The following is a 25560-nucleotide window of genomic DNA, read 5'->3' on the forward strand; positions in this document are numbered from 1 at the left end:
CATGAATGCCGCCAAACGCCTGGAGATCTTTCGCAGGCTGCACGAAGACAACCCCGACCCGAAGACCGAACTGGCGTACACCACCCCGTTCGAGTTGCTGGTCGCCGTGACACTGTCTGCGCAATCCACCGATGTCGGCGTCAACAAGGCCACCGCACGCCTGTTCCCGGTCGCCAACACCCCCGAGGCCATCTATGCGCTGGGCGTCGAAGGCCTGAGTGAGTACATCAAGACCATTGGCTTGTACAACAGCAAGGCGAAGAACGTTATCGAAGCCTGCCGGCTGCTGATCGAACACCATGACAGCCAGGTCCCGCAGACTCGCGAAGCCCTGGAGGCGCTACCCGGCGTTGGCCGCAAGACCGCCAACGTAGTGCTCAACACAGCGTTCCGCCAGCCGACCATGGCGGTGGATACCCATATCTTCCGGGTCAGCAACCGTACGGGCATTGCGCCAGGCAAGACGGTGCTGGAAGTGGAGAAAAAGCTGATCAAGTTCGTACCAAAGGATTACCTGCTCGACGCCCACCACTGGCTGATCCTGCACGGGCGCTATGTGTGCCAGGCACGCAAGCCACGCTGCGGCAGTTGCCGGATTGAAGACTTGTGCGAGTACAAGCACAAGACCTCCGACGATTGAGTCGATAGCTCGAAACCACCCACTGCGATTGAAAAAATCTTTTTTACCAGCGTCTGCTTTCTGGTTATAAGGACGGCCAATGGCCCCTTGGCTTGGAGCGACTCATGAGTAGCGATAAAGACGACCTGTCGATCGAAGATGATTTTGTTGCCGCAGATGACGAAGCGGAACCCCAGGTGGAAACCGCAAAGACCAACCTGAGCAAGCGCCGCACCATCGACAATATGCTGGAGGAAAGGCGCCTGCAGAAGCAGTTGGCCGACTTCGACTACGATCTGTAACCTTGGCAAAGCCTCCTGGCTGGAGGCTTTACGGCCTTGGCGATCAGCTCAACCCTTGCCGTTGCGCCAGCTCGATCAAGTCGACCAGCGATCGTGCATTGAGCTTGAGCAACAGGCGCGACTTGTAGGTACTGACCGTCTTGTTGCTGAGGAACATGCTGTCGGCAATTTCCTTGTTGGAACGCCCTCGCGCCAGCTGCTGCAACACGGTCATCTCCCGTGCCGAGAGGCGGTTGACCATGTCCGTCTCGCTCCCCCCCCTTCCACGTGATACATGCAGGGCCTGGTTGGGGAAGTAGCTGTAGCCCGACAGTACGGCCTTGATGGCGCTCAGCAGTTCGGTGAGTTCCTGCTGCTTGCACACATACCCCGCCGCCCCCGCCTGCATGCAGCGCATCGAGAAGTTGCCGGGGGCCTGCGATGTCAGCACCAGCACCTTGCTGCCCGGACTGAAGGCCGTCATGCGGGTGATTACTTCCAGGCCATCCAGCTTGGGGATGCCGATATCGAGCACCACGATATCCGGCAGGTGTTGCCGTGTCAGTTGCAGCGCAGCCACTCCGTTGTCGGTTTCCGCCACGACGTCATACCCATGCCGCTCCATCAGCATGCGTACGGCCAGGCGTATGACCGGATGATCATCCACGATAAGCACTTTATTCATGCGATATCCATTCATTGCTTTTGCTTTGGCCCGCCAAGATAACCTACAGAGCGCCTGCTGGCGCGGTGATTTACCGGCGAAATATATGAACAGATGGAACCTACAACACTTACAGAAATTTCCTACACTCAACTGATGTACTTGTAACAATCAAATTCCCTGTTACCGAATGAACGGTATCACCGGCCTGTAAAAGTGCACCAGTTGAAAACCGGCCGATACCTCGGGAAATGTTCAATTCAAATGCCTGAACAGGCAACATCACCAGGATTTCGAGCGATTATTCTCACGGGAAACAATCCAGTCTTTAGTTGAGCAGCGCGGTAAGGCAAAGATATGCAAAATCGCTGGAGACGACCCATATGCACCAAGTACAACCTGTCGCCCCGCTGACGATCATTGCCATCTTCGCAGGGATTATCGAAGCCTCCGCCCTTGCCACATTGCCGTTTCTCAGCGAGTCCAGTCAAAAGCTCTATACTTGGTTCCTGGTGGGCTTCCCATTCTTCCTGACGGCACTGTTCTTCCTCACGCTCAACTTCAATTACAAGTCGTTCTACGACCCGTCGCCAAACAGGACGCCAAACGACAACACATCGACACCGAGTGATGTGGCCAAGCATGCAATTCCCGGTAGTACCGGCGAAGCGCTGCAGGGCGAGCCTGTCACGTTCATGTTTTCCGGCCCCGATGCCTATCGCATGATGGAGCAGCAATTGCTGTCCGCCCTCGCCCAACCGCCTCAGCAATCTCGCACCTGGCGCTTTTGCAACCTGGACAGACGCCAGTGCGCGCAACTATCGATCAGCGCGCTTGATGAACAGGTGGCAAACGACGGCCACTGATTCCACAGAAAAAAAACCCCGGCCTGAGCCGGGGTTCTTGCTGCACATGACGGCAATCAGAGCAGCGAGCGGCCCTTGTTGGCAGCAATGCGCATACGCAGGGCGTTGAGCTTGATGAAGCCAGCTGCATCCGCCTGGTTGTAGGCGCCACCATCTTCCTCGAAGGTAGCGATGTTGGCGTCGAACAGCGAGTCGTCCGACTTGCGGCCGACAACGGTGACGTTGCCCTTGTACAGCTTCAGGCGTACCACGCCGTTCACGTTGACCTGCGAAGCGTCGATCATCTGTTGCAGCATCAGACGCTCCGGGCTCCACCAGTAGCCGGTGTAGATCAGGCTGGCGTACTTCGGCATCAGCTCATCCTTCAGGTGAGCGACTTCGCGGTCCAGGGTGATCGACTCGATGGCACGGTGGGCCTTGAGCATGATGGTGCCACCAGGGGTCTCGTAGCAACCGCGCGACTTCATGCCGACGTAACGGTTTTCGACGATATCCAGACGGCCGATGCCATTGGCACCACCGATACGGTTCAGGTCGGCCAGGACGGTGGCCGGAGTCTTCTCGACACCGTCGATGGCAACGATGTCACCGTTGCGGTAGGTCAGCTCGATGTAGGTAGCCTGATCCGGGGCGTTCTCAGGCGAGACACTCCAGCGCCACATGTCTTCTTCGTGCTCGGTCCAGGTATCTTCCAGGACACCGCCTTCGTAGGAGATGTGCAGCAGGTTGGCGTCCATCGAGTACGGCGACTTCTTCTTGCCGTGGCGCTCGATCGGGATGCCGTGCTTCTCGGCGTAGTCCATCAGCTTCTCGCGGGACAGCAGGTCCCACTCACGCCATGGGGCGATTACCTTGACGCCTGGCTTCAGCGCGTAGGCACCCAGCTCGAAACGCACCTGGTCGTTGCCTTTGCCGGTGGCGCCGTGGGAAATGGCGTCGGCGCCGGTTTCGTTGGCAATTTCGATCAGGCGCTTGGCGATCAGCGGACGGGCGATGGAAGTACCCAGCAGGTACTCGCCCTCGTAGACGGTGTTGGCGCGGAACATCGGGAACACGAAATCACGCACGAATTCTTCGCGCAGGTCGTCGATGTAGATCTCTTTAACGCCCATTGCCTGGGCCTTGGCACGAGCCGGCTCGACCTCTTCGCCCTGCCCCAGGTCAGCGGTGAAGGTCACCACTTCGCAGTTGTAGGTATCCTGCAGCCACTTGAGAATCACCGAAGTATCAAGGCCGCCGGAATACGCCAGTACGACCTTTTTTACGTCCGCCATGCCATCACTCCACGGGGTTGTACGGAAAGGGATCGATTCTAACGACGTTACGGATAAATTTACAGTGGGGCGACAGCTTCTGACGACAAAGCGACAAGAAGTTTCGGAAGGGCGACTTACCGTCGGAAATTATGAAATGCCCTGTGGGAGCAGCCTTCAGGACTTGGCAGGTGTTGGCTCAGGGGCCTTTTCGACAGGCTTCTCAGCCGGCTTCTCGATGACCGCCACCCGATCCAGTTCGATATTCACCCGACGATTACGCGCCCGGTTGGCAGCATTGGTGTTCTTCGCCAATGGGTAACGCTCGCCATGGAAACGCACGGTAATATGCTCTTCCGGAACGCCGTGGGCTTTGAGGTAGTCGGCTACCGCCAGTGCCCGGCGGCGCGACATGTCGCGATTGGTCAGGCGATTGCCACTGTTGTCGGAGTGGCCGTTGAGCTCTACATGGTTAACGGTCGGGTCAGCCTTGATGTAGTCGAGGATCACATCCAGCCGTGCCTTGGCCGCGCCATCCAGCTCGAAGCCTCCCCCGGGGAAGCCCACCTGGGTCTGACGCACCTGATCGTAGTTCATCGGCAGCAGCTTGCCGGCACAGGCCTGATAGTCGTTGTAGGCCTTGGCGAAGCTGACCGGCAGCACACGCACTTCCATCGGCCTGCCCGCCTCGCCGGCATAATTGCGTACCACCGTGCTGCGCCCATCGAGCAGGCCGTTGATCAGGCGACTGGCCTGGCCCTGGGACGAACTGAACAACACCCCGGTACGGGCCATGCGCACGCTGCCCAGATTGATGTCGCTGCGCCCAGGCTGCCACGGCGCAGCAGCTGCCAGCAATGTGGCCGTGCCCGTCCCCAGTACGTTGCTGTCCGAGCGCAACTGGAACACCGGCTGCTCGCCCGCGCGGCGCACGAACTCGCCACTGCCGAAACCATCGATCGGCTGGATCAGCCGGCATTCGAACTGGTCACCCTCGACCTTCCAGGCAATGTTTTCCATGCGCGTCTGGAAGGTCAGCGCACCGGCCGGCAGGCTGGCGAACAGGGTCAACAGGGCTAGGTAACGCTGGCGCACGGGCGGCTCCACAAATTCTGACGGCTTACCTGCAGGCTATCGGACGCCTGGCGGAAAACTTGATAGCCGTGCTCCACCCAGGGTTTTCCGGTAGCATTGGGGCTTGAGTTCGACCCGCCTGGAATCCCCAATGTCCGATCGCCTGACCCTCCTGCGTCCCGACGACTGGCACATCCATCTGCGCGATGGTGCCGTCCTGCCCCACACCGTTGGCGATGTGGCGCGTACTTTCGCCCGTGCCATCATCATGCCCAACCTGGTTCCGCCGGTACGCAATGCCGTAGAGGCCGGCGCCTACCGTGAGCGCATCCTGGCCGCCCGCCCGGCTGGCAGCCGCTTCGAGCCGCTGATGGTGTTGTACCTCACCGACCGCACCAGCCCCGAGGACATCCGCGCGGCCAAGGCCAGCGGTTTCGTGTATGCCGCCAAGCTGTACCCTGCTGGCGCCACCACCAATTCCGACTCGGGCGTGACCAGCATCGACAACATCTTCCCGGCCATCGAGGCGCTGGCGGAAGTTGGCATGCCGCTACTGGTGCATGGCGAAGTGACCCGTAGCGAGATCGACGTGTTCGACCGCGAGAAGCGCTTCATCGACGAGCATATGCGCCGTGTGGTCGAGCGCTTCCCGACACTGAAGGTGGTGTTCGAGCACATCACCACCAGCGATGCCGCGCAGTTCGTCACCGAGGCCCCGGCCAACGTCGGCGCGACCATCACCGCGCAGCACCTGCTGTACAACCGCAACCACATGCTGGTTGGCGGCATTCGCCCGCACTTCTACTGCCTGCCGATCCTCAAGCGCAACACCCATCAGGTGGCGTTGCTGGATGCGGCCACCAGCGGCAACCCGAAGTTCTTCCTGGGTACCGACTCGGCCCCGCACGCCCGACACGCCAAGGAAGCCGCCTGCGGTTGCGCCGGTTGCTACACCGCCTACGCAGCCATCGAGATGTACGCCGAAGCCTTCGAGCAGCGTAACGCGCTGGACAAGCTGGAAGGCTTTGCCAGCCTGCACGGCCCGGCGTTCTACGGCCTGCCGGCAAACACCGACACCATTACCCTGGTCCGCGAAGAATGGACCGCCCCGGATAGCCTGCCGTTTGGCGAGCAGACCGTGGTCCCGCTGCGCGCCGGCGAAAAACTGCGCTGGCGCCTGCTGGAGGAAAACGCGTGAGCGAAGACCTCTACGAAGACGACCTCGACACCCAAGGCAGCAGCGGCTCGCGCCACCCGATGGCCGAGCGTTTCCGCGGCTATCTGCCGGTAGTGGTAGACGTTGAAACCGGCGGCTTCAACAGCGCTACCGATGCCCTGCTGGAAATTGCCGCAGTCACCATCGGCATGGACGAAAAGGGCTTCCTGTTCCCCGAGCACACCTACTTCCACCGCGTGGAGCCATTCGAGGGCGCCAACATCGAGGCGGCCGCGCTGGAATTCACCGGGATCAAGCTGGACCACCCGCTGCGTATGGCAGTCAGCGAAGAAAGTGCGCTGACCGACATCTTCCGTGGCGTACGCAAGGCGCTCAAGGCCAATGGTTGCAAGCGGGCGATCCTGGTCGGCCACAACAGCAGCTTTGACCTGGGCTTCCTCAATGCGGCGGTGACGCGCAATGACCTGAAGCGCAACCCGTTCCACCCGTTCTCCAGCTTCGACACCGCTACCCTGGCGGGCCTGGCTTATGGCCAGACCGTACTGGCGCGGGCCTGTCAGAGCGCCGACATCGACTTCGACGGGCGTGAGGCGCACTCGGCGCGCTATGACACCGAGAAGACGGCCGAGCTGTTCTGCGGCATCGTCAACCGCTGGAAAGAGATGGGCGGCTGGCGCGATTTCAACGATTGATCTGCAAAAGCGTTCGCGGGCATGCCCGCTCCCACAGGCACTGCAGTGGCCTCAGCCATTGTGCGATTCCTGTGGGAGCGGGCAAGCCTGCGAAGAGGCCGGCACAGGACGGCACAAAAAAAACCGGCCACAAGGGCTAATGCCAGTCAGTTAAGCTGACTGGCATTTTCATTTTCGGGTCGGATATTTTGCAGGGCGCTGCTTCACCACTCTGGGGAACCATCGATCGGGTCGCCGATGGGGTAGGACATACTGAGCCGCTGACGCCTGCAGATCTGCCAAAAAACCTGGCAAGTTGCCGGGATGGTTTAATGACGTGCCATGCAGCAAGCCCAGAATCGCCCAGCTACAAGCGGTAAAGCTCATCTCGCATGGGTACACGCCTGGGCACTGTCTCGACATCTGCACCATCTGATAACGCAATAGGTTGTAGCCCAACAGCACGCCCCACAGCTCTTGCGCAATCATCTCCGGCGTCTTGCTTCTCAGGGTGTATTCGCCCCCCAGAAGTCCTTGTTTGATCTCCCGATAACCCAGCTCGATTTCCCAGCGCTGACTGTAAAGATCAACGATCTCATCGCCAGGGAAGCGCTGCGCATCGGTCATTGAGGTCAAGACACTCACAACCTTTCCTTTGATTGTTTTGCTCAGCAGTCGTGCCCGCATTTCCAGCGGCAAGCCTGGCCATTGCTTGCGGGCCTGGGGCGATGTGCGCAGGACGACCACGGCATCGTTGCGTCCTAGCGTGTGTTCCACCTCGTACTGAGTGCCCTTTTTCACAGGGATCAGCCAGTGTCGATGCTCACCTTGTGACTGCCAGTGGTGCAGCAAGCCCAACGAATAGAAACCTTTATCGAACAGGGTCAGCGAGTGGTTCGGCGTGGTCGCGATCAGCTGCTCTGCCAGCTTCATTTCACTACTGTGGTAGCTCTCGAAAGTGCTGTTTATCAGTAAGTGGCTGGTCAGCTCCATCTGGCAGACCATCCTAACCTGAGGAAAACCGCCATCCCCATGCTGATTGGTAGCGCCCCCGTAAAACGCACGGTTTTCAGCTGTGTCAGGCGTACTCCAGACAACACCGTCCACACCAAGCAGCGTCAAGCCCAACCAGTGCGGGTGCTTGGTTTCTTCGTGCCACCGCTGCTGAGTGAGCGTGAAAACTTCACGTACAGCTTCACTGCCCAGTCGCTGCCGCCCTTGTACAACAGCACTGGGGGCCACCAGAGGCCTCTTGCCCGGCAGCATGATGTCCATGTGGTTTACGACATCCCAAGCCGACATACGGCGGAACAGCGCCATGCCGATGATGCACCACACCAGGCTCTCAAGCGGGAGGCGTCGCTTGCGAATGGTCGCGACACCTGCCGTCTCAAAAGCTTGTTGCACAAGATCAGGATCGAGCAACGCCCCCAGCCCCTCGAGGGCATGTGGCCGCGATGCCATTTCGTGAGTGAGGGAGAGGGCTTGTGACAGGCGCATAAAAAATCCGATGCTCGTTTCCAAGCATCGGATTTTGCGGCCTACGGGCTAAAGCTCAAAGCGTCAGTCTTAACTGACTGGCATTAGCCACAAGGGCCGGTTTTTTCATGCACGCGGCAATTACAGCTTGCCAGCGTTCTCGCTCAGGTAGGCAGCAACGCCTTCTGGGGAAGCGTTCATGCCTTTGTCGCCTTTTTTCCAGTTGGCAGGGCAGACTTCGCCGTGCTCTTCGTGGAACTGCAGGGCGTCGACCAGGCGCAGCAGCTCGTCCATGTTGCGGCCCAGTGGCAGGTCGTTGACGATCTGCGAACGGACAACACCGTTGGTGTCGATCAGGAAGGCGCCACGGAAGGCTACGCCGCCTTCGGACTCGACGTCGTAGGCCTTGCAGATTTCGTGGGTCATGTCGGCAGCCAGGGTGTACTTGACCTGGCCGATACCGCCGTTGTTGACCGGGGTGTTACGCCAGGCGTTGTGGGTGAAGTGCGAGTCGATCGACACGCCAATCACTTCCACGTTGCGCGCCTGGAAGTCAGGGATGCGGTTGTCCAGGGCGATCAGCTCGGACGGGCAGACGAAGGTGAAGTCCAGCGGGTAGAAGAACACCAGGCCGTACTTGCCCTTGATGGCCGAAGCCAGGTTGAAGCTGTCGACGATCTCGCCGTTGCCCAGCACGGCCGGAACGGTGAAATCGGGGGCTTTCTTACCAACGAGTACGCTCATTGTAATCTCCTGATGAGGGTGAAAAACCGTTTGCCGGGCCAGACGGGCTTGCCCGACATCCAACAAAGGCCGTCCATCATACACGGCTTCTGGTGACAGGCCGACTCCAACGACGAAGCAACCGCCGGTCGCTCAAGCACGGCCCTTTCAGAAACTCCTTTGACAAGCATTCTCATTAACATTAAGCTCCACTCCATCGAGCCCACCAACGATGGTCAGCCTTTATGTATGTGTGTCTTTGTGTCGGCGTTACCGACGGACAGATCCGCGATGCGATCTATGAAGGATGCTGCAGCTACAAGGAAGTGCGAGCCGCCACCAACGTCGCCAGCCAGTGCGGCAAATGTGCCTGCGTGGCCAAGCAGGTGGTCCGCGAGACCCTGACCGAGCTCCAGGTCAGCCAGGCAGCCCTGCCCTACCCCGTGGAATTTACCGCAGCCTGAAAACAAAGAATTCGAAGAACCGGACCTTGTGTCCGGTTTTTTTATGCCCGCAATTCAACAAGTTAGCGCTCCAACGCGGTTCACAAACATTCTTATTTCCATTAATTTTCACTTATTATTCAAGAACTTAGGTTTGACACACCTAAGTATCGGGCTCAAACTTCACTGTATTGGCACACTTCTACAGGGCAGGAACCCGACATGAAAGGCGACGTAAGCGTCATCCAGCATCTCAACAAGATCCTCGGAAACGAGCTGGTCGCGATCAACCAGTACTTCCTGCACGCACGCATGTACGAAGATTGGGGCCTGAACAAACTCGGCAAGCACGAGTACAAGGAATCCATCGACGAGATGAAGCACGCTGACAAACTGATCAAGCGTATTCTCTTCCTCGAAGGCATCCCCAACGTCCAGGACCTGGGCAAGCTGCTGATTGGCGAGCACACCAAAGAGATGCTCGAATGCGACCTGAAGATCGAACAGAAAGGCCTGGTCGACCTGAAAGCGGCCATCGCCCATTGCGAAACCGCTGGCGACTTTGGCTCGCGTGACATGCTCGAAGATATCCTCGAGTCCGAGGAAGAACACATCGACTGGCTGGAAACCCAGCTGGGACTGATCGACAAGATTGGTATCGAGAACTACCTGCAGTCGCAGATGGGCGAAGAATAAATATTCGCCCCATGAAAAAACCCGCGATCAGCGGGTTTTTTCATGCTTGCCGAAAAATCAGGCCTCGGAAGCCTTGGCCTTGGCAGCCGCTTCCTTGATCAGGGTCTGCAGCTCACCCTTCTCGAACATTTCCAGCATGATGTCGCTGCCGCCGACCAGTTCACCGGCTACCCACAGCTGCGGGAAGGTCGGCCAGTTGGCGTATTTTGGCAGGTTCGCACGGATTTCCGGGTTCTGCAGGATGTCGACGTAGGCGAACTTCTCGCCACAACCCATCACGGCCTGCGATGCACGCGCAGAGAAGCCACACTGCGGGGCATTCGGCGAGCCTTTCATGTAAAGCAGAATGGTGTTGTTGGCAATCTGCTCTTTGATCGTTTCGATGATATCCATGTAGCACCTCGGCTGAACTTTCCGACGCGGTCGTCGGCACGGTGACGCATTGTAACGGAAAGCCGAGCAGCATGCTCGGCCTTACCATTCCTTACGCGGCCTCTACCTGCACGGGTACGCCATTGAGGGCGGCGTTGCCGGAAACCTGGTCACGCAGACGCTCATCGGTGAGGTCGTTGGCACTCACCCCAGGTTGCGCCTGGGCGGTCTGCATGTGCACGCCTTGACGAGAGTGACCGAAGCCATGGGGCAGGCTGACTACACCGGGCATCATGTCATCGCAGGCCTGAACCTCGACTTCAAGATCCCCGGTACGCGAGCGGATACGAACTCGCTGGCCGTCCTGCAACTGACGATGCTGCAGGTCCTGCGGATGCATCAACAACTGATGGCGCGGTTTGCCTTTCACCAGTCGATGAAAGTTGTGCATCCATGAATTGTTGCTGCGAACATGGCGACGGCCGATCAGCAGCAGTTCGCCCGGCACCGGAGGGGGCTGTTGCGCCAGTCGCCCCAAGTCATCCAGCAGCACCTGGGGCGCCGCTTCAACGGCCTTGCTGGCAGTCGTCAGGCGCGCAGCGAGGTTGGCGCGCAATGGCCCCAGGTCGAGGCCATGCGGGTGCTCGTCCAGCGCTGCCAGCGACAGCTGCCAGGGTGTCGCGTCACCATAACGCCCCTTGCGCAGGGCCAGGTCGATCATCTGCGCTGGTGCCAAGGTCGGCTTCAATTCCAGCTCGGCGCGTTTGGCGAACGCTTGTGCCAGTCCGACAAAAATCTCCCAGTCATGCAATGCCCCTTCGGGCTTGGCCAGGATCGCCCGGTTGAAGCGGGTCACGTTGCGCACAGCCAGCAAGTTGAATGTGCTGTCGTAATGGTCGTTTTCCAGCGCCGAGGTAGAGGGCAGGATCAGGTCGGCATGGCGGGTGGTTTCGTTGATGTACAGGTCAATGCTGAGCATGAACTCCAACCCGTCCAGCGCCACATCCAGCTGGCGGCCATTGGGCGTTGAGAGCACGGGGTTGCCAGCCACCGTTACCAGCGCACGCACCTGCCCTTCGCCGGGCGTCAGCATTTCCTCGGCCAAGGCCGCCACGGGCAGTTCGCCGCCGTATTCGGGCAAGCCCGACACCCGGCTCTGCCAAGCGTTGAAATGACCACCGGAGGTGGTCGCCACCAGGTCGACGGCAGGCTCGGTGCACAGCGCGCCGCCTTCACGGTCAAGGTTGCCGGTCACCAGGTTGATCAGTTGCACCAGCCAGTGGCAAAGGGTGCCGTAGGCTTGGGTCGAAACCCCCATGCGGCCGTAGCACACCGCCCTGTCGGCCGCGGCAAAGTCCCTTGCCAGCTGGCGAATGTCTGTCGCGGCAATGCCACAGTGCGCGCTCATGGCCTCCGCGCTGAACGGCACGATCGCTTCGCGCACCTGCTGCAGGCCGACGACCGGCAAGTGCGAGCCGCGCGCCAGGCCTTCAGCGAACAGGGTATTGAGCAAGCCACACAACAAGGCGGCATCCCCTCCGGGGCGTATGAACAGGTGACTGTCGGCCATCGCCGCCGTTTCGCTGCGCCGCGGGTCCACCACCACCAGGCGCCCACCCCGGGCCTGCAGGGCTTTCAGGCGTTTTTCCACGTCCGGCACGGTCATGATGCTGCCGTTGGAGGCCAGCGGGTTGCCGCCGAGGATCAGCATGAAACCGGTCTGGTCGATGTCCGGGATCGGCAGCAGCAGGCCATGGCCGTACATCAGGTGGCTGACCAGGTGCTGCGGCAACTGGTCCACCGAGGTGGCAGAGAAGCGGTTGCGGGTTTTCAGCAGGCCCAGGAAGTAGTTGCTGTGGGTCATCAGGCCGTAGTTATGCACGCTCGGGTTGCCTTGGTACACCGCCACGGCATTGCGCCCATGGGCCTGCTGGATCGCCCACAGCCTGTCGGCGGCCAGGGCAAAGGCCTCGTCCCAGCCGATGGCATGCCAGTGCTCGCCCACCCGCCTGTGCGGTTGGCGCAGGCGGTCGGGGTCGTTCTGGATGTCCTGCAGGGCCACGGCCTTTGGGCAGACATGGCCGCGGCTGAACGGGTCCTGGGGGTCGCCCTTGATCGAACTGATCAGCGCCCGCCCATCGTCGTCATGGCTGACTTCAATGTTCAGCCCACAGATCGCTTCGCACAGGTGACAGGCACGGTGATGCAGGGTCTTGGTCATGGCCGCCTCTGCCTTGTTGTTGTGGAGGATGTGTAGAAGGTTGTCGAACATCGACTATGCGCCCAGCCCCCGCCACCGGCCAGCGCCCTTCGCGGCGTGAATCCACCGACATCAGGCACACGATTTGCGACAGCCATTTGCCAAATTGCCGGCAAGCCGTGTACAACCCTCTGTAGCAAATAAAAAACAGCACTGCCCGTCGGGAAAAGACACCCTTTGCAACACCCTTTGGTACTGGGCAGCTGTTTCCCCTCTTGGCTTCAGGCGACATTTACTTATAGTATTGCGCCTTTCCCTATTTCGTCCGCCCCCGTGCGGCTTACGCCGCAGGTCACTCCCGTTGTCAAAAAAAACCATACGGTCGACCTGCATACCGTTGCAGATAAGGTAGTCAATCATGAGCGCTAGGCACTTTCTCTCCCTGCTGGACTTCACCACCGACGAATTGCTCGGTGTGATCCGCCGCGGCATCGAGCTGAAGGACCTGCGCAAGCGAGGCGTGCTGTTCGAGCCCCTGAAGAACCGCGTGCTGGGCATGATCTTCGAAAAATCCTCGACCCGTACCCGCGTGTCGTTCGAGGCCGGCATGATCCAGCTCGGCGGCCAGGCCATCTTCCTGTCCCCACGCGACACCCAGCTGGGCCGTGGCGAGCCGATCGGCGATAGCGCCATCGTGCTGTCGAGCATGCTCGACGTGGTGATGATCCGTACCCACGCCCACAGCACCCTGACCGAATTCGCCGCCAACTCGCGTGTGCCGGTGATCAACGCGCTGTCCGACGAGTCGCACCCGTGCCAGCTGCTGGCCGACATGCAGACCTTCCTCGAACATCGCGGCTCGATCCAGGGCAAGACCGTCGCCTGGATCGGCGATGGCTTCAACATGTGCAACTCGTACATCGAGGCAGCCAGGCAGTTCGACTTCCAGCTGCGCATTGCCTGCCCGGAAGGCTACGAGCCGGACCCACGCTTCATGGCCATTGGTGGTGACCACGTGCAGATCGTGCGTGACCCGAAGGAAGCCGTGCGCGGCGCCCATCTGGTAACCACGGATGTCTGGACTTCCATGGGCCAGGAGGAGGAAACTGCACGGCGCCTGGCGCATTTCGCGCCTTACCAGGTCACCCGCGAACTGCTCGACCTGGCGGCACCCGACGCCCTGTTCATGCACTGCCTGCCAGCCCACCGTGGTGAGGAAATCAGCCATGACCTGCTCGACGACCCACGTTCGGTCGCCTGGGACCAGGCTGAAAACCGCCTGCATGCACAGAAGGCCCTTCTCGAATTCCTTGTAGAACCGGCTTACCACCACGCATGAGTCAACCCCTACTGCTCAACCTGCGCAACCTCGCCTGCGGCTATGGCGACCAGCGCATCGTTCAGAACCTCAATCTGCACCTGAACGCAGGCGACATCGGTTGCCTGCTGGGTTCATCCGGTTGCGGCAAGACCACCACCCTGCGCGCCATCGCCGGTTTCGAACCCGTGCACGATGGCGAGATCCAGTTGGCTGGCGAAGTCATTTCCCGGGCCGGTTTCACACTGGCCCCGGAAAAACGCCGCATCGGCATGGTGTTCCAGGATTACGCGCTGTTCCCGCACCTGACCGTGGCGCAGAACGTTGCCTTCGGCATCGCCAAGCACCCCCGCCAGGCCGAGGTCATCGAAGAGATGCTCGAGCTGGTCAAGCTGGGCGGTCTGGGCGGGCGCTACCCGCATGAACTGTCCGGCGGCCAGCAGCAACGGGTCGCCCTGGCCCGTGCACTGGCACCGGAGCCGCAACTGCTGCTGCTCGACGAGCCATTTTCCAACCTCGACGTAGAGCTGCGCCGACGCCTGAGCCATGAGGTTCGCGACATTCTCAAGAGCCGCGGCACCAGTGCCATTCTGGTGACCCATGACCAGGAAGAAGCCTTTGCCGTCAGCGACCAGGTTGGCGTGTTCAAGGAAGGCCGCCTGGAGCAGTGGGACACGCCCTACAACCTTTACCACGAGCCGCAGACGCCGTTCGTGGCCAGCTTCATTGGCCAGGGGTATTTCATCCGTGGGCAGATGATCAGCCACGAGGCGGTCAATACCGAGCTGGGTGAATTACGCGGCAACCGTGCCTACATCATGGCGCCGGGCAGCTCGGTGGATGTGCTGCTGCGCCCTGACGATATCGTCCACGCACCGGGCAGTGCGCTGCAGGCGAACATCGTCGGCAAGAGCTTCCTTGGGGCATCGACCCTGTACCGCCTGCAATTGCCGACCGGCAGCCAGCTCGAGGCGATCTTCCCTAGCCATGACGACCGTCAGGTCGGTGAAGATGTGGGGATTGCGGTCAAGGCCGATCACCTGGTGCTGTTCCCGGTGCCGGGCAGCGTGGCGGCGCAGTTGCCGCGGCAGGACAACGGTGTTCGCCGGTACAGCTCGGCGACCTGATTCGAAATTTTGGGGCCGCTCTGCGGCCCATCGCGGCACAAGGCCGCTCCTACAAGGGTACGTATTCCCCCTGTAGGAGCGGCCTTGTGCCGCGATGGGCTGCAAAGCAGCCCCAGAAATCTCAGCCCCGACCAATCCCGGCGAACTTGCCCTGAGTGTGCTCAGCCAGCACCACCGCCGCCAACTCCACCTCCAGCCCACGCCGCCCGGCGCTGACATGGATGGTTGCAAAGTTCTGCGCCGAGTCATCGATGAATGTGCGCAGGCGCTTCTTCTGGCCCAGCGGGCTGATCCCGCCCACCAGGTACCCCGTGGCTCGCTGCGCCGACGCCGGGTCGGCCATCTCGCACTTTTTCACCCCGGCAGCCTGGGCCAGGGCCTTGAGGTCGAGCGTACCCACCACAGGCACCACTGCTACCAGCAACTCACCTTTCTCGCTGCTCGCCAGCAAGGTCTTGAATACCTGCTGCGGGTCGAGACCGAGTTTCTCCGCCGCTTCCAGGCCATATGACGCCGATTTGGGGTCATGTTCGTAACTGTGCACACGATGCTCGGCACGGTGTTTCTTCAACAGGTCTAGGGCGGGGGTCATGCGGGGGCTCCGGTCGGGACAGCTCGGCGGCTACTTTAGGACAATTCCCACACCGCAGCCAGCGCACCGCAATTGCGCGGCTCTAGTACGCGGATCCGCATCTGAAATCAGCATCCAGATCGTGACCGACCGTTCACTTTCGACCTTTGACATCAGCGTTTCTTGTCTATATTTTTTCGTTTCTGAATAAATGGTGCACTTTTAAGGTGCATTTCCAACATCTGCCCGGGTCAACGGGGATAGACTCCGGGCTTTGCTGTCGAGCGCCACGCGCCTCACAACAAAAAAAACGAGGTCATACATGACGACTGCTCTACGCCAACCCACGCTTTCCAGCCAATGCCTGGCCGAGTTCCTGGGCACTGCACTGCTCATCTTTTTCGGTACCGGCTGCGTCGCCGCGCTCAAAGTCGCGGGCGCAAGCTTCGGCCTTTGGGAAATCAGTATCATCTGGGGCGTGGGCGTCAGCATGGCGATCTACCTCACCGCCGGTATTTCCGGCGCGCACCTGAACCCCGCGGTGAGCATCGCCCTCACCCTGTTCGCCGGCTTCGACAAGCGCAAGCTGCCCTTCTACATGCTGGCCCAGGTATGCGGCGCGTTCTGTGGCGCAGCGTTGGTCTACACCCTGTACAGCAACCTGTTCTTCGATTTCGAACAGGCCCACGCCATGTTGCGCGGTAGCGAAGCCAGCCTGGAACTGGCCTCGGTCTTCTCCACCTATCCGCACCCATCGCTGTCCACCGGCCAGGCGTTTCTGGTCGAGGTGATCATCACCGCCATCCTGATGGCCGTGATCATGGCCCTGACCGACGACAACAACGGCCTGCCGCGCGGCGCCATGGCCCCGCTGCTGATCGGCCTGCTGATCGCAGTGATCGGCAGCGCCATGGGCCCGTTGACCGGCTTTGCCATGAACCCGGCCCGCGATTTCGGGCCAAAACTCATGACCTTCCTGGCCGGTTGGGGCGAAATCGCCTTCACTGGCGGTCGGGACATGCCTTATTTCCTGGTTCCGGTGTTCGCACCGATCCTTGGCGCCTGCCTGGGTGCCGCGACCTATCGCGGCCTGATCGCACGCAACCTGCCAATGGCAGCCGCCGTGAACCCTGAGACAAATGACAATCGCCAGGGCGATACTCAAGTCAACTGACGCCGGCATCACGCCCAGCCCTGACCCCCTATTTTCGCAAGGCCTACGACCATGACAGACACCCAGGATAAGAACTACATCATCGCCCTGGACCAGGGCACCACCAGTTCGCGGGCCATTATTTTCGACCGCGACGCCAATGTGGTGGGGACCTCCCAGCGCGAGTTCGCCCAGCACTACCCGCAGGCGGGCTGGGTCGAGCACGACCCGATGGAAATCTTTGCCACGCAGAGCGCGACCATGGTCGAGGCCTTGGCCCAGGCGGGCATCAGCCACGCCCAGGTCGCCGCACTGGGTATCACCAACCAACGTGAAACCACCGTGGTGTGGGACAAGGAAACCGGCCGCCCGGTGTACAACGCCATCGTCTGGCAGTGCCGCCGCAGCACCGAGATCTGCGCCCAGCTCAAGCGCGACGGCCATGAAGACTACATTCGCGAAACCACCGGCCTGGTCACCGACCCATACTTCTCCGGCACCAAACTGAAGTGGATCCTCGACAATGTCGAGGGTGCCCGCGAACGCGCCGAGCGCGGCGAGCTGCTGTTCGGCACCATCGATACCTGGCTGATCTGGAAGTTCTCCGGCGGCAAGGTGCATGTCACCGATTACACCAACGCCTCGCGCACGCTGATGTTCAACATCCACAGCCTGCAGTGGGACGACAAGCTCCTGGAAATCCTCGGCATCCCACGGCAGATGCTGCCCGAGGTACGCCCTTCCTCCGAGGTCTACGGCCATACCAAGAGCGGTATCGCCATTGCCGGTATCGCCGGTGATCAGCAATCGGCACTGTTCGGCCAGATGTGCGTGGAACCGGGCCAGGCCAAGAACACCTATGGCACCGGCTGCTTCCTGCTGATGAACACCGGTGACCAGGCGGTGAAGTCGTCCCATGGCCTGCTAACCACCATCGCCTGCGGCCCGCGTGGTGAAGTGGCCTATGCGCTGGAGGGCGCAGTGTTCAATGGTGGTTCCACCGTGCAGTGGCTGCGTGACGAACTGAAGATCGTCAACGACGCACTGGATACCGAATACTTCGCCAGCAAGGTCAAGGACAGCAACGGCGTATACCTGGTGCCTGCCTTCACCGGCCTGGGTGCCCCGTACTGGGACCCGTATGCCCGTGGCGCACTGTTCGGCCTGACCCGTGGCGTGAAGGTGGACCACATCATCCGCGCCGCGCTGGAATCCATCGCCTACCAGACTCGCGACGTGCTTGATGCCATGCAGCAGGATTGCGGCCAGCGCCTGTCCGAGCTGCGCGTGGACGGCGGTGCGGTTGCCAACAACTTCCTCATGCAGTTCCAGGCCGACATCCTCGGCACCTGCGTAGAGCGGCCGAAGATGCGCGAAACCACGGCGCTGGGGGCGGCCTACCTGGCAGGCCTGGCCTGTGGCTTCTGGAGCGGCCTGGACGAACTGCGCGACAAGGCGATCATCGAGCGCGAGTTCAGCCCGCAGCTGGATGAAACGCAGAAAGAGAAGCTGTATGCCGGCTGGAAGAAGGCAGTCGACCGTACCCGTGACTGGGAAGATCACGAGGCCTGATCCTACCTGACAGGCGCTACACCACGTGTAGGAGCGGCCTTGTGTCGCGAAAGGGCCGCAAAGCGGCCCCAGGATTTTCGTGTCATTGCAAATGTTGCTGGGGCCGCTTCGCGGCCCTTTCGCGACACAAGGCCGCTCCTACAAAAAAGCGCCAGCGCAGGCCACAGAATCGATGCAGGGCATTTGTCCCCGCGGCCGCCCCGATAGTCTACTGGTCGTAGTCCGCGTCCTACGGCATCATTGCAGCATTTGTCCGGCAGCCCCAAAGGACCGCCCATGAATCTGCCCCCTCGCCAACAACAAATCCTCGAACTGGTGCGCGAACGCGGTTACGTCAGTATCGAAGAAATGGCGCAGTTGTTCGTCGTCACACCGCAAACCATCCGCCGTGATATCAACCAGCTGGCCGAGCTCAATCTGCTACGTCGCTACCACGGGGGCGCGGCCTACGACTCGAGCATCGAGAACACCGCCTACGCCATGCGCGCCGATCAGATGCGCGACGAAAAGCAACGCATCGCCGAAGCCGTGGCCCGGCAGATTCCCGACCATGCCTCGCTGTTCATCAACATCGGCACCACCACCGAATCCATCGCCCGGGCGCTGCTCAACCACAACCACCTGAAAGTCATCACCAACAACCTGCACGTGGCCGCGATCCTAGCCGCCAAGGACGATTTCGAAGTGCTGGTGGCAGGTGGCACGGTGCGCCGTGATGGCGGCGTCGTCGGCCAGGCCAGTGTCGACTTCATCAACCAGTTCAAGGTCGACTTCGCCCTGGTGGGCATCAGCGGCATCGACGAAGATGGCAGCCTGCTCGATTTCGATTACCAGGAAGTGCGGGTATCCCAGGCAATCATCGCCAATGCCCGACAAGTGATCCTTGCCGCCGACTCCAGCAAGTTCGGGCGCAACGCCATGGTGCGCATGGGCTCGATCAGCCTGGTCGACTGCCTGGTGACCGACCAGGCGCCAACCGCCGCCCTCACCCAGCTGCTGAACCAGTACAAGATCCGGCTTGAGGTGGTTTGAGGGCTGACAGGCGCATGCCGCAAGGTTTGTCGCGCCTGTGAGATCGAGCGTCGCCCACGCCGCGCTTGATCTCACAGGCGCGATACCTTTCAAACCGATCATCCAAAACTTTCGTAAATGTTCATTTCATTGTCATCTGATCAGTTTTTTCTATAAAGACTGACTGGCGACCAGCTTTCTGTTGCGCTAGTATTTTCGAAAACGAACATAAATGTTCATATTCGATGTGAACAGCACCAGGAGGCCTTGCCCGTGTCCCAGCCCGTTTCGTCCCAGCCCCCAGTCGCCGACTGCTATGACCTCGCCGTGATCGGCGGCGGCATCAATGGCGTGGGCATCGCTGCCGACGCCGCCGGGCGTGGCCTCAAGGTATTCCTCTGCGAAAAGGACGACCTGGCCCAGCACACCTCGTCGGCCAGCAGCAAACTGATCCACGGCGGCCTGCGCTACCTGGAGCACTACGAGTTCCGCCTGGTGCGTGAAGCGCTGGCCGAGCGCGAAGTGCTGCTGGCCAAAGCCCCGCACATCGTCAAGCCGATGCGCTTCGTGCTGCCGCACCGCCCGCACTTGCGCCCTGCCTGGATGATTCGCGCCGGCCTGTTCCTCTACGATCACCTGGGCAAGCGCAAGCGCCTGGGTGCTTCGCGCAGCCTGCGCTTCGGCCCGGGATACCCGCTCAAGCCTGCAATCAGCCGTGGTTTCGAATACGCCGACTGCGCGGTGGACGATGCCCGCCTGGTAGTGCTGAATGCGATGGCCGCACGGGAAAAAGGTGCCCATATCCATACCCGCACCCGCTGCCTGCGCGCGGAGCGTGTGGATGGCCTGTGGCAAGTGGAGTTGCAGCACGCTGACGGCCGCCTGCAGACCATTCGCGCCCGTGCCCTGGTCAATGCCGCCGGGCCGTGGGTGGCCAGCTTCATCAAGGACGACCTCAAGCTCGATGCCCCCTACGGCATCCGCCTGATCCAGGGCAGCCACATCATCGTGCCGCGCATGTACGAAGGCGAACATGCCTACATCCTGCAGAACGAGGACCAGCGTATCGTCTTCTGCATCCCGTACCTGGAGCGTTTCACGCTGATCGGCACCACCGATCGCGAATACAGCGGCGACCCAGCCAAAGTCGCGATCACCGAGCAGGAAACCGATTATCTGCTCAAAGTGGTCAACGCTCACTTCAACCACCAGATCAGCCGCAGCGACATCGTGCATACCTATTCCGGCGTGCGACCACTGTGCAACGACGAATCGGACAATCCGTCCGCGGTCACTCGCGACTACACCCTGGCGCTGTCCGCCAGTGAAGGGCAAGCGCCGTTGCTGTCGGTATTCGGTGGCAAGCTGACCACCTACCGCAAACTGGCCGAATCGGCGATGGCCGAGCTCAAGCCGCACTTCCCACAGATGCGCGGCAGCTGGACCGCTGGCGCGCCGCTACCTGGTGGTGAGCAAATGACCACGGTGCAGGCTCTGGTAGATGCGGTGCTGGCGCGCTGTGGCTGGTTGCCGGTCGATATCGCCAGGCGCTGGGTGCTGACCTATGGCAGCCGTGTATGGCAGTTGCTGGAGGGCGTGCAAGGGCCGGAAGACCTGGGCCAGGCAATTGGTGGTGGGTTGTTCGCTCGAGAGGTCGACTACCTCGCCAGCAACGAATGGGCCTGCAGCGCTGAAGACATTCTCTGGCGCCGCACCAAGCTGGGCCTGTTCACCAGCGCGGGCGAACAACAGGTGCTTGCAGACTACCTGCAACGAGAGCAGCAGGCGCGCACCCAGGCAGCGTGACTCCCTGGCCCGCCCACACGCGCCAGGCGCAAGCGCCTGGCTGTCAAGCGTGCCATTCGGCGCAGCAGTAACTACCGCCAAACCACATTATCGGCGTGATGCTCTGGGGTCTTTCAAACCCCGGAGAACATCACATGCCACCCACCGAATACAACCCGTCCTATTCAGTCGACGCCCTGATCGCCCAGCAACTGCCAGACTGGTTGACCAGCGCCGACACAACGCACCTGCAAGCCTACGGCAAGGCCTTGGGTGCACAACAACAGGCAGCGGACAGGCTTCGCCATCTGCTCGAAAGAATCCCTCGCCTCGAAGACTTCGCACTGCCCCTGCTCGAACGCGCGCTGCGTGAGCAGAGAGTGGGGCATATCGACGCGCGACGGGGTCACGTGGTCGTGAGCGAAGAGTTCCAACTACCTTCGGCCGCAGAGCATTTCTACAAGCCGACCGTAATCCATAGCACACGACAAACCCTGCTGGCTGCCGCCCTGCATAACTTCGAAGCACACGAAGCTGAACCGTGGCTGTTGCGTAAAGCGCATCTGGAAAACGAGAAAGGCGAAAAGCTGGCCATGACCTTCGAGCAATTCGTTCGCCTGTGCCGCTCGCTGGATCTGGGCGGCAAGTATCAGGTGCTGCTCAAGACAGTGCTCGAACCCAAGGCTGGGCGTGGCCAGCCGGGCGATCAGGCGCGCACGACAATAAGGCACCTGTTTGAAACCGGCGTACGAACGCGCATGCAAGCAGCGGTTTACGAGGCCAGGTTCAAGCGGCAACTGGATGAGCGGGATTTGCTTCGGCTGCGGTCGATGCTGGAACCCCCTGCGCTCGCAACCTATGGCAAAGGCACGCTGACACCTCGCCAACTCTATCTGCTCGGCAAGTGCGTGACGGGGGTCATCACTCTCGAGTGGCGCCCTGCCTTGGCTGCCGACATCGACGAGATCATCGTCTGGATACCCGATGCCCCCGGGCAAAGCCTGTGCTTTTACGACAGTTGGAACGATGTGTACAGCGACCTGGCCACTCGCCTCAAACAGCAACCATTCCGCAGGTTTTTCAAGCGTTTCATCAAGGCGCGGGACACAAGCGCTTTCGACAAGGAACTTGCACAACGGCTGGTAGCGTCGCCTGGAGCAAAGAAACTGCAGCTCGACGGGCGAAACCTGCCAATAGAGGGGGATGTGTTCGCACATGTACGAGCGCTTTTGCTCGGACGAATGTTCGATGATGCAGCCTACCTGGCTGTGCCCACGGACGTCGAAGACCGCCTGAGCAGACATCAGCGCTTGCAGGGCATGCTCAGCGCCGGTTTGGACCTGCTGGGGCTGGCAGCTCTGGTCGTGCCGGTAATGGGAGACCTGCTGCTGGTCGTCAGCGCGGCGCAATTGCTCGATGAAGTCTACGAAGGCTACCAGGACTGGCAGCTAGGTGATCGCCAAGGTGCACTGGACCACTTGTTCAACGTAGCCCAGGGCCTGGCGACCACAGGCCTGACTGCAGGTGCGCTGCATACGCTGGGACGAATACCTTTTGTCGACAGGCTTGCGCCAACGGTGTTGCCCGGCCGCGGCGTAAGGCTGGCCAGAAACCTCCGCTACCTGCCTGCCGAGGAAGATGTCTCGATATTATTGGAAGGCCTGCAAGGGGAGCACTTTGCCGACACTTTATCAGACCATGGCCGGATGCTTCTGCAGGTCACAGGCCTGTCCGTGGACCAGCTGCGCCGACTTTGCCTGGAGAACGCTCCACCACCCGCGCGGCTGCTAGACATCCACGACCGGATCAAGCTGCACCAGCAGGATCCGACCCTGAAAGGGCTGGCCTTCGAGCAGAAACTTCAGGCATGGCAAACACCGCTATCCATCGACCAGGCCAAGCTGATCGGCGCTTTTCGGGGGCTGTCGCCAAGGGGCGCCCAGGAAGTCATCGACCACTGCAGTAGCGCCCAGATAGAACAGTTGCATGCTTCCGGGCGGATACCACTTAGCATGGCGCAACATGCACGATGGTATGAACATGCCAGCCGTATCGACCGGGCTTGTCTCGGCTTGCGCCTACAGAACCTGACCAACACCGATAGCGAAATACTGGCGCTACGCCTCATCGAGCGGGAAGCCCCGTGGCCAGACTCAGTACGGGTCGAATTACGCCACGGCGGCCTGGAGGGATTACAGATATTCGCCAGCCAGAGCGAGACCGCGCAGAAGGTGCGCACCATTGTCAAAAATGAGCAAGGCTACGCCCTGGCTGGCGAAGAAACCCAGGGCAAGTCCTTGCTGGCAGCGCTCCTGCGGTGCCTGGACGACGAGCAGAAAACCCGGTTGGGGAACCGCAACCTGCAGTTCAGGGAACTGCGCGACAAACTGGCCATGGCAGCCGAACAGGATCGCGACACCACGGCTGGCCTGCTCGACCTGCCCGGCATCCGCGCAACTGTCAGGCCGCCCCGGCGTTTCGCCGACGGCAGGCTGGCCTATACACTCAGCGGCGGTGGTGAAAGCAGCCAAAGCGCTATTCGCCGAGGGATCCATCAAATATTCCCCACACTCTCCGAACTGCAACTGGACGCTTACCTCGAAGCAGTCCGCCAGCGCGGGGAGAGCTTGTGGGACCATTACCAGACGCTGCAACGCCAGCTCGCCGACCTGCGCGAAACACTTCGGGTCTGGCAGGCCGGTTGGCAATCTCCGATCGACGCCATTCGCAGACGCCGGGTAGCCGATACCCTTCGCCGCAGTTGGCGGCGCAAACTGGTGGACGGCAACGACCAATATGAACTGACCATAGACGGCGAGCACATCGATGCCTTGCCAGACCTGCCGGAGGGTGTTGAATACCGACACGTGCGCCGGCTGACGTTACGCAACATGCGCCTGCAGCAGATCGATGCGCGCTTCCTAAGGCTGTTCCCAACGTCGTGGACCTGGACCTGAGCGGCAACCGGCTGACATTGGTTCCCGAGGGCATCGAGGGCCTCAGCCAGCTACGGCGCTTGAACCTGAGCAACAACCTGATTGCGATGGACGCAGCAGGTAGCAGCCGCCTGGCTCAGTTGCAGCGGCTGGATACCCTGATACTCAATTACAACCCCCTCAACGGCATGCCCGACCTCTCGGCCTTGCCACATGTGCGGGACCTGCGCTTGCGAGCAACGGGCCAGGCGGATATTGGCCTGGTCCACCAGAGCGTAGCGCTACGCGCCCATATCGACTTGCGCGACAACAGAATCAGCGAGTTGCAGCGCGAGATGCGCGGCTTGCGCCTGCGCCTGCAAAGGCTGAACCTGCATGACAATCCGTTGAGCGAAGGCAGCATCGAGTATCTGGACGAAGCACAGGGTGCCAGCGAAACAGGCGCCCGAGGCAGCGCGTCGTATGCCCACGAGCCAATAGATGAGGAAACCCGTGCAACCTGGGTAGCGTCCAGAAACGAGCTCCTCCGTGCAGAACGGGAGGCAGCCTGGGACTGCCTGAGCGAGGAGCCGGGCTCTGGAGGCCTGTTCAGATTCCTGGCCGACTTTGCCCAGAGCGAAGACTTCGAGGCCCATCCGCGGCATTATCGACGCCGTCTCTGGCACATCCTCGAAGCCTGCGAAAACAATGAAGCGTTACGCGAGCAGTTGTTTCGCGAGGCCGACGGGCCGCGTACCTGCGAGGACCGCCTGTTGCTGCTGCTCAACCAGATGGAAGTGGGCGTGCTGGCCTTCCAGGGCATCGAAGGGGTGCCAGCGGAAATGAGAGAGAGCCACCTGCTGTATCTGGGCGGCCAGCTGCACCGCCTGGACCTGCTTGACGATATTGCCAACCGGCACATCCAGGCCATGCGCGAAGCAGGACGCAGAGTAGATGAAATCGAAGTTCGGCTTTTCTATCGCCTGCGGCTGACAGGGCCACTCGACTTGCCAGCACCACCGGATGAGATGCACTTCGCATCATTCGCCCACGTGACAACGCGGGATCTGAACGCAGCAGAAATAGAAGTACTGCAAAGCTACAGCACCTTGTCGATGCTGGACGCGCTTGCAGGCCGCCCTTACTGGCAGAACTACCTGCGAGAAACCTATGCTGACCGTTTCGAGGCGACCGCAAGGCCTTATTACGAGCGAATGGAAGCGCTCGAGGCACGGGCCGTGGCCGGCCAGGAAGCGGGCTATGAAGACCAGGCCAGGGTTTTGATGCGCGAACTTGCCGCCGAGGAGTCAGTGCTGATACGCACCCTCACTACCGAGGCCTGGGCGCGCTGGAACCAGACGCCGAAAGAGCGGCTCATGCCCCACTGACCAGGCTGGCAGCACTGCGATCAGGCTCAGCATGGCAGCGGTCCTGATCGCTCGTGCATTGCGATGCAGGGCTGGCAAATCCGTTCGGATTTCCGAACGATTAACCGCCATTCATTCGGCATGGCGAATGAAACTTACCGTCACACGATGAAAGCAAAAGGTTGATTCCCAATGAATTCGAGGCGTTATGATCAATGCCAGA

At 60.8% G+C, this 25560-nt stretch carries 23 protein-coding genes; 15 read left to right on the forward strand and 8 right to left on the reverse strand.

Annotated elements, in window-relative coordinates:
* Position 1 precedes the first annotated feature (1 nt).
* Complete coding sequence (nth, locus tag M1D87_RS20790; RefSeq protein ID WP_061550351.1) at positions 2–640, forward strand: endonuclease III; 639 nt, start codon at positions 2–4, stop codon at positions 638–640.
* Between the two features lie 104 nt (positions 641–744).
* A complete protein-coding gene (locus tag M1D87_RS20795) occupies positions 745–921 on the forward strand; it encodes a PA3496 family putative envelope integrity protein (RefSeq protein WP_003258006.1) in 177 nt (58 codons plus the stop codon).
* 43 nt (positions 922–964) lie between these two features.
* Here M1D87_RS20795 and M1D87_RS20800 read toward each other — a convergent pair whose 3' ends face one another.
* Positions 965–1585, reverse strand: coding sequence for a response regulator transcription factor (locus tag M1D87_RS20800; protein ID WP_015271559.1), 621 nt, complete (start codon positions 1583–1585; stop codon positions 965–967).
* Positions 1586–1947: 362 nt separating this feature from the next.
* On the opposite strand from M1D87_RS20800, the gene M1D87_RS20805 reads away from it, so the two are divergent.
* Positions 1948–2430, forward strand: coding sequence for a hypothetical protein (locus M1D87_RS20805; RefSeq protein ID WP_013973955.1), 483 nt, complete (start codon positions 1948–1950; stop codon positions 2428–2430).
* Positions 2431–2486: 56 nt separating this feature from the next.
* On the opposite strand, the gene M1D87_RS20810 is transcribed toward M1D87_RS20805, so the two are convergent.
* Together M1D87_RS20810 and M1D87_RS20815 are read right to left on the reverse strand one after the other, a co-directional pair.
* Complete coding sequence (locus M1D87_RS20810) at positions 2487–3704, reverse strand: argininosuccinate synthase (RefSeq protein ID WP_013973956.1); 1218 nt, start codon at positions 3702–3704, stop codon at positions 2487–2489.
* A gap of 156 nt (positions 3705–3860) precedes the next feature.
* Entirely contained in the window at positions 3861–4778 is a 918-nt protein-coding gene (locus M1D87_RS20815; protein ID WP_123084182.1) for a flagellar protein MotY, read from the reverse strand.
* 130 nt (positions 4779–4908) lie between these two features.
* On the opposite strand from M1D87_RS20815, the gene pyrC reads away from it, so the two are divergent.
* Entirely contained in the window at positions 4909–5955 is a 1047-nt protein-coding gene (gene pyrC / locus M1D87_RS20820) for a dihydroorotase (RefSeq protein WP_015271562.1), read from the forward strand.
* A 59-nt stretch (positions 5956–6014) separates the two neighbouring features.
* The gene (gene rnt / locus M1D87_RS20825; protein ID WP_230388460.1) at positions 6015–6626 is read left to right on the forward strand and encodes a ribonuclease T; all 612 of its coding nucleotides are present in this window, start codon (positions 6015–6017) and stop codon (positions 6624–6626) included.
* A 168-nt stretch (positions 6627–6794) separates the two neighbouring features.
* On the opposite strand, the gene M1D87_RS20830 is transcribed toward rnt, so the two are convergent.
* Both M1D87_RS20830 and M1D87_RS20835 read right to left on the reverse strand, forming a co-directional pair.
* Positions 6795–8105 carry an IS4 family transposase gene (locus M1D87_RS20830; RefSeq protein WP_024086280.1) on the reverse strand — a complete coding sequence of 437 codons (1311 nt, stop codon included), beginning with the start codon at positions 8103–8105 and terminating at the stop codon, positions 6795–6797.
* A 120-nt stretch (positions 8106–8225) separates the two neighbouring features.
* Positions 8226–8828 (reverse strand): peroxiredoxin, encoded by a 603-nt coding sequence (locus tag M1D87_RS20835; protein ID WP_003254945.1) that lies wholly within the window; start codon positions 8826–8828, stop codon positions 8226–8228.
* A 224-nt stretch (positions 8829–9052) separates the two neighbouring features.
* Between M1D87_RS20835 and M1D87_RS20840 the strand changes: the two genes are divergently transcribed.
* Positions 9053–9271: a bacterioferritin-associated ferredoxin gene (locus M1D87_RS20840; RefSeq protein WP_003254947.1), complete on the forward strand. Its 219-nt coding sequence runs from the start codon at positions 9053–9055 to the stop codon at positions 9269–9271.
* A gap of 201 nt (positions 9272–9472) precedes the next feature.
* Positions 9473–9946 carry a bacterioferritin gene (gene bfr, locus M1D87_RS20845; RefSeq protein WP_003258014.1) on the forward strand — a complete coding sequence of 158 codons (474 nt, stop codon included), beginning with the start codon at positions 9473–9475 and terminating at the stop codon, positions 9944–9946.
* Between the two features lie 57 nt (positions 9947–10003).
* Here bfr and grxD read toward each other — a convergent pair whose 3' ends face one another.
* Complete coding sequence (grxD, locus tag M1D87_RS20850; protein ID WP_003254949.1) at positions 10004–10339, reverse strand: Grx4 family monothiol glutaredoxin; 336 nt, start codon at positions 10337–10339, stop codon at positions 10004–10006.
* 91 nt (positions 10340–10430) lie between these two features.
* The gene (locus M1D87_RS20855; RefSeq protein ID WP_123084932.1) at positions 10431–12539 is read right to left on the reverse strand and encodes a molybdopterin oxidoreductase family protein; all 2109 of its coding nucleotides are present in this window, start codon (positions 12537–12539) and stop codon (positions 10431–10433) included.
* 397 nt (positions 12540–12936) lie between these two features.
* Here M1D87_RS20855 and argF point away from each other — a divergent pair, with 397 nt between their 5' ends.
* Both argF and M1D87_RS20865 read left to right on the forward strand, forming a co-directional pair.
* On the forward strand, positions 12937–13857 hold the full coding sequence (argF, locus tag M1D87_RS20860) for an ornithine carbamoyltransferase (protein WP_013973960.1): 921 nt from the start codon (positions 12937–12939) through the stop codon (positions 13855–13857).
* Positions 13854–14963: an ABC transporter ATP-binding protein gene (locus tag M1D87_RS20865; RefSeq protein ID WP_023661843.1), complete on the forward strand. Its 1110-nt coding sequence runs from the start codon at positions 13854–13856 to the stop codon at positions 14961–14963. The genes argF and M1D87_RS20865 overlap by 4 nt, the downstream gene beginning before the upstream one ends.
* Before the next feature lie 121 nt (positions 14964–15084).
* On the opposite strand, the gene ybaK is transcribed toward M1D87_RS20865, so the two are convergent.
* Positions 15085–15555, reverse strand: a complete 471-nt coding sequence (ybaK, locus tag M1D87_RS20870) for a Cys-tRNA(Pro) deacylase (protein ID WP_013973962.1) — start codon at positions 15553–15555, stop codon at positions 15085–15087.
* 301 nt (positions 15556–15856) lie between these two features.
* Between ybaK and M1D87_RS20875 the strand changes: the two genes are divergently transcribed.
* The 6 genes from M1D87_RS20875 to M1D87_RS20900 all read left to right on the forward strand — a co-directional run bounded on the left by M1D87_RS20875 (position 15857) and on the right by M1D87_RS20900 (position 25358).
* Positions 15857–16708, forward strand: coding sequence for an MIP/aquaporin family protein (locus tag M1D87_RS20875; RefSeq protein ID WP_015271568.1), 852 nt, complete (start codon positions 15857–15859; stop codon positions 16706–16708).
* A gap of 51 nt (positions 16709–16759) precedes the next feature.
* Positions 16760–18259 (forward strand): glycerol kinase GlpK, encoded by a 1500-nt coding sequence (gene glpK, locus M1D87_RS20880; RefSeq protein ID WP_015271569.1) that lies wholly within the window; start codon positions 16760–16762, stop codon positions 18257–18259.
* 276 nt (positions 18260–18535) lie between these two features.
* Entirely contained in the window at positions 18536–19291 is a 756-nt protein-coding gene (gene glpR, locus M1D87_RS20885; protein ID WP_013973965.1) for a DNA-binding transcriptional repressor GlpR, read from the forward strand.
* A 252-nt stretch (positions 19292–19543) separates the two neighbouring features.
* Positions 19544–21076 (forward strand): glycerol-3-phosphate dehydrogenase, encoded by a 1533-nt coding sequence (gene glpD / locus M1D87_RS20890; RefSeq protein ID WP_024087667.1) that lies wholly within the window; start codon positions 19544–19546, stop codon positions 21074–21076.
* A gap of 134 nt (positions 21077–21210) precedes the next feature.
* On the forward strand, positions 21211–24012 hold the full coding sequence (locus M1D87_RS20895) for a dermonecrotic toxin domain-containing protein (RefSeq protein WP_421091704.1): 2802 nt from the start codon (positions 21211–21213) through the stop codon (positions 24010–24012).
* Positions 23997–25358, forward strand: coding sequence for an NEL-type E3 ubiquitin ligase domain-containing protein (locus tag M1D87_RS20900; RefSeq protein ID WP_259677093.1), 1362 nt, complete (start codon positions 23997–23999; stop codon positions 25356–25358). The genes M1D87_RS20895 and M1D87_RS20900 overlap by 16 nt, the downstream gene beginning before the upstream one ends.
* Positions 25359–25560: the final 202 nt, after the last annotated feature.

The sequence above is a fragment of the Pseudomonas sp. SA233 genome, assembly GCF_054792385.1.

What these genes read in the sequence shown, in the direction of transcription:
- M1D87_RS20830 (WP_024086280.1), bottom strand. Translation starts at nt 8,105, where the DNA reads ATGCGCCTGTCACAAGCCCTCTCCCTCACTCACGAAATGGCATCGCGG.
- M1D87_RS20875 (WP_015271568.1), top strand. Translation starts at nt 15,857, where the DNA reads ATGACGACTGCTCTACGCCAACCCACGCTTTCCAGCCAATGCCTGGCC.
- pyrC (WP_015271562.1), top strand. Translation starts at nt 4,909, where the DNA reads ATGTCCGATCGCCTGACCCTCCTGCGTCCCGACGACTGGCACATCCAT.
- M1D87_RS20895 (WP_421091704.1), top strand. Translation starts at nt 21,211, where the DNA reads ATGCCACCCACCGAATACAACCCGTCCTATTCAGTCGACGCCCTGATC.
- glpK (WP_015271569.1), top strand. Translation starts at nt 16,760, where the DNA reads ATGACAGACACCCAGGATAAGAACTACATCATCGCCCTGGACCAGGGC.
- M1D87_RS20865 (WP_023661843.1), top strand. Translation starts at nt 13,854, where the DNA reads ATGAGTCAACCCCTACTGCTCAACCTGCGCAACCTCGCCTGCGGCTAT.
- M1D87_RS20810 (WP_013973956.1), bottom strand. Translation starts at nt 3,704, where the DNA reads ATGGCGGACGTAAAAAAGGTCGTACTGGCGTATTCCGGCGGCCTTGAT.
- glpR (WP_013973965.1), top strand. Translation starts at nt 18,536, where the DNA reads ATGAATCTGCCCCCTCGCCAACAACAAATCCTCGAACTGGTGCGCGAA.
- grxD (WP_003254949.1), bottom strand. Translation starts at nt 10,339, where the DNA reads ATGGATATCATCGAAACGATCAAAGAGCAGATTGCCAACAACACCATT.
- M1D87_RS20800 (WP_015271559.1), bottom strand. Translation starts at nt 1,585, where the DNA reads ATGAATAAAGTGCTTATCGTGGATGATCATCCGGTCATACGCCTGGCC.
- bfr (WP_003258014.1), top strand. Translation starts at nt 9,473, where the DNA reads ATGAAAGGCGACGTAAGCGTCATCCAGCATCTCAACAAGATCCTCGGA.
- M1D87_RS20840 (WP_003254947.1), top strand. Translation starts at nt 9,053, where the DNA reads ATGTATGTGTGTCTTTGTGTCGGCGTTACCGACGGACAGATCCGCGAT.
- nth (WP_061550351.1), top strand. Translation starts at nt 2, where the DNA reads ATGAATGCCGCCAAACGCCTGGAGATCTTTCGCAGGCTGCACGAAGAC.
- argF (WP_013973960.1), top strand. Translation starts at nt 12,937, where the DNA reads ATGAGCGCTAGGCACTTTCTCTCCCTGCTGGACTTCACCACCGACGAA.
- M1D87_RS20855 (WP_123084932.1), bottom strand. Translation starts at nt 12,539, where the DNA reads ATGACCAAGACCCTGCATCACCGTGCCTGTCACCTGTGCGAAGCGATC.
- M1D87_RS20805 (WP_013973955.1), top strand. Translation starts at nt 1,948, where the DNA reads ATGCACCAAGTACAACCTGTCGCCCCGCTGACGATCATTGCCATCTTC.
- M1D87_RS20795 (WP_003258006.1), top strand. Translation starts at nt 745, where the DNA reads ATGAGTAGCGATAAAGACGACCTGTCGATCGAAGATGATTTTGTTGCC.
- M1D87_RS20835 (WP_003254945.1), bottom strand. Translation starts at nt 8,828, where the DNA reads ATGAGCGTACTCGTTGGTAAGAAAGCCCCCGATTTCACCGTTCCGGCC.
- ybaK (WP_013973962.1), bottom strand. Translation starts at nt 15,555, where the DNA reads ATGACCCCCGCCCTAGACCTGTTGAAGAAACACCGTGCCGAGCATCGT.
- rnt (WP_230388460.1), top strand. Translation starts at nt 6,015, where the DNA reads ATGGCCGAGCGTTTCCGCGGCTATCTGCCGGTAGTGGTAGACGTTGAA.